This window comes from Streptomyces spinoverrucosus (assembly GCF_006539505.1).
Taxonomy (GTDB): Bacteria; Actinomycetota; Actinomycetes; order Streptomycetales; family Streptomycetaceae; genus Streptomyces; species Streptomyces spinoverrucosus.
This window is the reverse complement of record NZ_BJND01000014.1, coordinates 1-5,855: the sequence shown is the minus strand read 5'-3', so window position 1 is coordinate 5,855 and position 5,855 is coordinate 1. Positions and strand designations below refer to the sequence as shown.

5 protein-coding genes are annotated in these 5,855 nt (G+C 74.7%); 2 read left to right on the top strand and 3 right to left on the bottom strand.

Going from position 1 to position 5,855, the window contains the following annotated elements:
- Positions 1–97: 97 nt before the first annotated feature.
- On the bottom strand, positions 98–820 hold the full coding sequence (locus SSP24_RS09920) for a PQQ-binding-like beta-propeller repeat protein (RefSeq protein ID WP_229864865.1): 723 nt from the start codon (positions 818–820) through the stop codon (positions 98–100).
- A 196-nt stretch (positions 821–1,016) separates the two neighbouring features.
- Between SSP24_RS09920 and ypfJ the strand changes: the two genes are divergently transcribed.
- On the top strand, positions 1,017–1,907 hold the full coding sequence (gene ypfJ / locus SSP24_RS09915) for a KPN_02809 family neutral zinc metallopeptidase (protein ID WP_141309056.1): 891 nt from the start codon (positions 1,017–1,019) through the stop codon (positions 1,905–1,907).
- A 121-nt stretch (positions 1,908–2,028) separates the two neighbouring features.
- The gene (locus SSP24_RS09910) at positions 2,029–2,442 is read left to right on the top strand and encodes a VOC family protein (RefSeq protein WP_141309054.1); all 414 of its coding nucleotides are present in this window, start codon (positions 2,029–2,031) and stop codon (positions 2,440–2,442) included.
- 30 nt (positions 2,443–2,472) lie between these two features.
- Here the strand turns inward: SSP24_RS09910 and SSP24_RS09905 are convergent, their stop codons facing one another.
- Positions 2,473–3,903: a hypothetical protein gene (locus tag SSP24_RS09905; RefSeq protein WP_174864634.1), complete on the bottom strand. Its 1,431-nt coding sequence runs from the start codon at positions 3,901–3,903 to the stop codon at positions 2,473–2,475.
- Positions 3,904–4,550: 647 nt separating this feature from the next.
- The gene (locus tag SSP24_RS09900; RefSeq protein WP_141309052.1) at positions 4,551–5,678 is read right to left on the bottom strand and encodes an alpha/beta hydrolase family protein; all 1,128 of its coding nucleotides are present in this window, start codon (positions 5,676–5,678) and stop codon (positions 4,551–4,553) included.
- Positions 5,679–5,855 lie beyond the last annotated feature (177 nt).

Sequence of the window (5,855 nt, the reverse complement as noted above, 5' to 3'; positions counted from 1 at the left end):
CGCGGGTGCACTGGTGGAGGGTGTGCGTCTATCGGTCGCGGGGGCGGATGCGCGGGTGGCGGGTGCGTGGCTTCGGGTGCGGACCGCGGGGTTCGGATCAGTGACCCGGGATTTCGTTGCCCAGCGGGGTGCGGTGGGGGGTGATCCGGCCCAGGTCGTCGATGGCGACGAGTTGGGTGGTCCAGGCGGCGCGTCGGCAGGGCTGGGCGACGAGCAGGGCTCTGCCCCGGTGCAGCGCGCGTTCGGGGCGGAACAAGCAGCCTTTGCGGGCTGGCAGTACCCAGCGCAGGTCGCCGTCGGCGGTGCGGTACGCCGCGATGCGGCGCGGGGTGACGACGGCGAGGATGCCGCGGCCCAGGGGGCGCAGGACACCGGTGCCGCCGTGTGCCGGGAGCCAGTCGGCGACTGCGGGGAGGGCGCGGTGCCAGCGGACGGAGGTGCCGTCGGTGTCGGTGACGAGTCCGTCGTTCCAGAGCGTGATCGCCTCCCCGCGCGCGTGGAGCACGGTCAGGGGGCGGCGGCCTTCGCGGGTGTAGCGCCAGCGCACTCCTCCCGTGGCTCGGTCGTACGCCTCGACGGCCGCCCTCTGGATGCGCAGGTGCGGGGTGAGGTGCTGCACGCGCGCGTGCACGGTGAGGCGGTCTCCATAAGGAGCCGGGCGGGCCTGGTGGACGGCGGCGAGGAGAGCGGCCGTGAGGAGGAGGGCGGCCATGGCTGTGAGGAGGCGGCGGGGTGCGCGGGGCGGGGTCGAGGGAAGGGCGGGCTTCGTGTCCGGGGAGAGGGGATCGGCCAGTATCGCCTCGGCCGGCAGGACGACCACCGGGCTCCCTTCGACAACCGTTCGACAACCGTGCTCGTGGATAGGCGCTGAGCGTAGTAAGGGCTGCGGGGTGCCGTCGGGAGGTGGCGGTCCCACGGTGGGTGCGTCGCCCGTTCGGACGCTCGTCCGGCGCCGGGCGGCCGGGGCCCGGTGAGGATGGCGACAGGGGGACGGTGCGGCAGAGGGCGGTGCCTCCATGCAGTTCGACGACGACGCCCGGCTGGACACGTCCGAGGTGCAGGACGTACGCGGCCGCCGGATCCCCGGCGGCAGGGCGACCGTCGGCGGCGGCCTCGCCGGTCTGCTGGCGCTGCTCCTCGGACTCTTCTTCGGCGTCGGTCCGGACCAGCTGGGCCTGTCCACCGGGAACGACGAGCCCGTCCCGACGGCGTCCTCGCTCGCGCAGGTGCAGCAGAGCTGCCGTACCGGGGAGGACGCGAACACGAGAGACGACTGCCGGATGGTGGCGGTGGTCAACAGCGTGCAGGACTTCTGGGACGAGGAGTTCCAGCGGCGCGGAGGCACCTACTCACGCTCCCCCACCGTCTTCTTCAGTCAGCGGGTCGGCACGGCGTGCGGCGCGGCGACCTCGGCGGTCGGGCCGTTCTACTGCCCCGGTGATCGGAAGGTCTACCTCGACCTGGGCTTCTTCGAGGAGCTGCGGACGAACTTCGGCGCCGACGGCGGGCCGTTCGCGCAGGCGTACGTGGTGGCGCACGAGTACGGGCATCACGTGCAGGACCTGATGGGCACCCTCGGCCGGTCGCAGGACGGGCGAACCGGCGCGGACAGCAACGCGGTGCGGACGGAGCTCCAGGCGGACTGCTACGCCGGGGTGTGGGCGCACCACGCCACGACGACGCCGGACGAGTCGACCGGGCGACCGCTGATCAGCAGCCTCACCGCGGCCGACATCAGCGACGGCCTGGACGCGGCGGCGGCCGTGGGCGACGACCGGATCCAGGAGCGGCTCCAGGGGCGGGTGACGCCGGAGACGTGGACACACGGATCGGCGGAGCAGCGGCAGGCGTGGTTCCGGCAGGGGTACCGGACCGGGGACATGGCCCGGTGCGACACCTTCGGCTGAGGCTTTTGCGCAGGTCAGGTGGCGTTGTCAGTGGTGGGTGCCAGGATGAATGACGCGGGCGGATCCGGCGGACGGATCCACCACTGATTTTCCGGCCTTGACACACAAAGGAGTGATCGGCATGGCAGGCACGAGCGGTGGCGGTCCGAGTATCTACCCGACGCTGCTGTACGCGGACGCGAAGGCGGCGATCAAGCAGCTCACAGAGGCCCTGGGCTTCACGGAGCTGGCCGTGTACGAGGGCGAGGGCGGCACGGTGATGCACGCCGAGCTGGTGCAGGGCAACGGCGCGGTGATGATCGGCTCGAAGGGCCGCGGCGGGCTCTACGACACGGTGATGAAGGACGCGGGGCCGGTCGGGGTGTACGTCGTCGTGGACGACGTCGACGCACACCACCAGCGGGCCGTGGACCACGGCGTGGAGATCCTGATGCCCCCGACGGACCAGGACTACGGCTCGCGGGACTACATGGCCCGGGACGCCGAGGGCAATGTCTGGAGCTTCGGCACGTACGCGCCCCGGATAACCGACTGACCCGCGCCCCGCACCGGCGACCGAACGGCCTCAGCTGCCCCCGGTGTGCACCTGGAAGGCCGCGCGGCGCACGGCCTTGGCCAGCGCGGGGTCGGGGTGCGCCGCGGCCAGCGCGACCAGGACCTGCACGGTGCGCGGGTGACCGACGGCACGCACCTCGTCGAGCAGGGCGGGCACGGTCGGCTGCACGGCGGACTCCAGATGTCGTACCAGGAGCGGTGCCTCGCCGTGGTCGGCGACGGCGGCGGCCGTGTCGACCCACAGCCAGGTGGCCTCCTCCCGGGTGAGGACCTCGTGGGCGTCCTCGGGATCGGCACCGTCGTGCTCCGCGAGCCACAGCAGGGCGTACGGCCGCAGGGTCGACTCGTCGAGCACGGCGCGTACGTCGGGCTCGGCGGGGGCGCCGACGACGCGCAGCGCCTCGAAGGCCAGGCCGCGCAGCAGGGCGTCCTCGCCGCGGGCGGCGTCGAGGAGCTCGGTGACGGCGCTGCCGACGGGGCGCGCCGCGAGCCAGGCGCGGTACTCGGCGCGGGCGGCGTTGGGGCGCAGCTGGGCGCAGCCGCGCAGCATGTCCTCGGCGGCGGCCTCGATGTTCCCGGCGGGGCTCTGCGCGGCGACGCAGATCTGCTCCAGCTTGACCCAGACCGCCCAGCTGCCCAGCGGGGTGAGGGTGGCCTGTCCGGCGCCGTAGGTGAGGGCGCCGACCGAGGCGAGGGCGTGCAGGGCCCAGTCCAGGAGCGGGGCGAGTTCGGCGTCCTCGGGCTCGGCGTCGGCGGGGGACGCGGTGCCGGGGGCCGGGGGGCTCGCGGGTTCGCGCTGGGGGCCGTAGGGGATTTCGCAGCGTTCGGTGCGCAGTTCCCCGACGCGCTGTTGGAGGAGGTCGAGGAGCTGCTCGACGGGGACCGGGCCGGCCGAGAGCTGGAGGAAGGAGAGCACCTGAGGCATCGCCGAGACGACCTCGGCGACGGCGGCGGGCTCGTGGCCGGCGGGTTCCGGGTGGGCGAGCGACCAGGCGTCGAAGAGGGCGACCCAGCCGCGCAGGACGGCGGTGTCGTCGCGGTCCCAGGCGCGCAGCCGCCAGCCGGGGCGGGCGCTGTCGCCGTGCACCTCGACGAGCCCGGCGAGGCGGGCGGTGTCCCACTCGGCGCAGACCTGGGACACCGTCAGGCCCAGTTCGCGGGCAGCCCATTCGGCGGTTGCGTCGGCGAGGGTGGCCTTGCCGTCGGAGGTCGCGTTGCCCTTGCCGGGGCGCAGGGCGGCGTCGGCCCAGCGGGCGACGCGGGCCGCGCCGGCCAGCCTGGAGCGCGCCATTCCGGCCAGCTCCGCAGGGGCCGGTGTGCCCTCCGGAGGCCGGGGGGCGGGGCGGCGCGAGCGCCGCTGGTTCATCGCTCGGGGGGCGGCGGCCAGGGGTCGCGGGCGGACAAGTCGGAGCCTGGAGTCGCGCGGGATACGGGACGTCACGGGTGCAGTCTTCCGGTTGACGGTCCGAAAACCCAAACGGAATGTCACGCGGGGCGACGGGAGTGGCCAAGGGACGGGCGCTGTGAGGGGGTGCCGGCCGAAAACCGGACAGTGGTACGGCGTTAAACGGAACCGTGGGGCGGGGCTGGTGAGGGTGTGCGCGGGGAGGAGGGCGAGGGTGTCGCGAGGGCGGTGGCCCCAGGTGCGTCAGCGGGGCGCGCGGGAGGGTTGCCGGGGCGCTGTCGCGGCGGCACAGCGAGAGGGTTGCCGGGACCCCGTCGTGGGGGCACGCCCAGAGGGTGGCCGGGACCCCGTCGCGGCAGCACGACCAGAGGGCGACCGGGATCCCCTCGTGGGGGCACGCCCAGAAGGTGACCGGGATCCCCTCGTGGGGGCACGCCCAGGGGCGACCGGGACCCCGACGCGGCAGCACGACCAGAGGGCGACCAGGGCCCCGTCGCGGCAGCACGACCAGAGGGGGCCGGGACCCCATCGCGGCAGCACGACCACAGGGCCACCGGAACCCCATCGCGGCAGCACGACCACAGGGCCCCCGGAACCCCATCGCGGCAGCACGGCGAAAGGGTCGGCGCGGCGCCTGCTCCCACAGCGGTGGGCGGACCTGGGCGCTCTGCGCGGCGCAGCCCTCACATCAGAGGCGTCAGGAAGCGGCGCAGGGCTTCCTCGTAGCCGGGCGGGTCGGGGTTCCACATGGCGTTGTGCGGGGCGTGCTGGACGGTGTGGAGGGCGACCAGGTCGGGGCGGTGGTCGGCGAGGCGGCGGGAGAAGGCCCAGGGGGCCACCGTGTCGTCGGGGCCGTGGAAGATCAGCGTCGGGACCGTCAGCCGTTCGGGGTGGGCGGCCTCGTCGATGCGGTCGCCGTACAGGCCGGTGCGGCCCTGGGCGGCGCGGACGGCCAGCGGCAGCAGCGGGCTCGGGGTGCGCCGGGCGGCGGCGAGGGCGCGCAGGGTCGCCTCCCAGTTGAGGACCGGGGAGTCGAGGACGAGCCCGCGGATACGGTCCCGTGCCGAGGAGTGCGCGGCGGCGCGCAGGGCCATGGTGGCGCCGGTGGACCAGCCGTAGAGGACGACGCGTTGGGCACCGTGGGTCGTGGCGTGGCGGATCGCCGCGTCCAGGTCGCGCCACTCGGTCTCGCCGAGGTGGTTCAGGCCGTCGGGAGGGCGGGGGGCGCCGGGGTCGCCGCGGTAGGAGAGGTCGAGCACCGGGAAGCGCAGGCCGTGCAGGAACTCCATGAGGTTCATGGGGTGCTCCCGGGTGGTGCCCAGGCCGTGCACGGTGATGACCCAGGTGTCCCGGGCGCCGGGCACGAACCAGGCGGGCAGGGGCCCGAGTTCGCCGGGTATGTCAACGTCGGTGTGGTCCAGGCCGAGGGCGGCGCCGGGGTCGCCGATGTGCAGGCCCGGGGTGAGCCAGACCTTGTCGCCGGGCTCCAGGGTGCCGTGGGTGACGCGTTCCAGGCGGCGTACCACGGAGTCGGCGGCGTGCGGGGCCGACTCCAGGACGGGGCCGACGACCGCGTGGGAGCCGTTGCCGACGAGGCCGTAGCTGCCGGGGCGCAGGGAGGCGAGGGCGCGGGTGAGGGTGACGCGGCCCGCGGCCGTGCCGTGCACGGTGAGCCGGGGCTCCGTGGGAAGGGGCCGGTCGGGCGGCGCCTTCAGCGCGGCGTCACTGGCGAACCGGCCGGCGGCCACGGCTGCGGCGCCGGCCACCGTCATGGCGGTGACGGCAGCGGCCGTCGCTTTGACAGTGCGCACGGATCCAGTGTCCTGTCGGACCCGCCCGGCGGCCAGCGGGAGGGCGGACGGGGTGGTGCGACTTGGCGCGGTAAGGGCGTTGTTCCGGGTGGTACGGGAGGGGGCGGCCGGGTGCCCCACCGCCTCGGCGCATGCGGCATCGCTGGATGGGGTCGACGCCCTCCCAGCTCCGCGCCT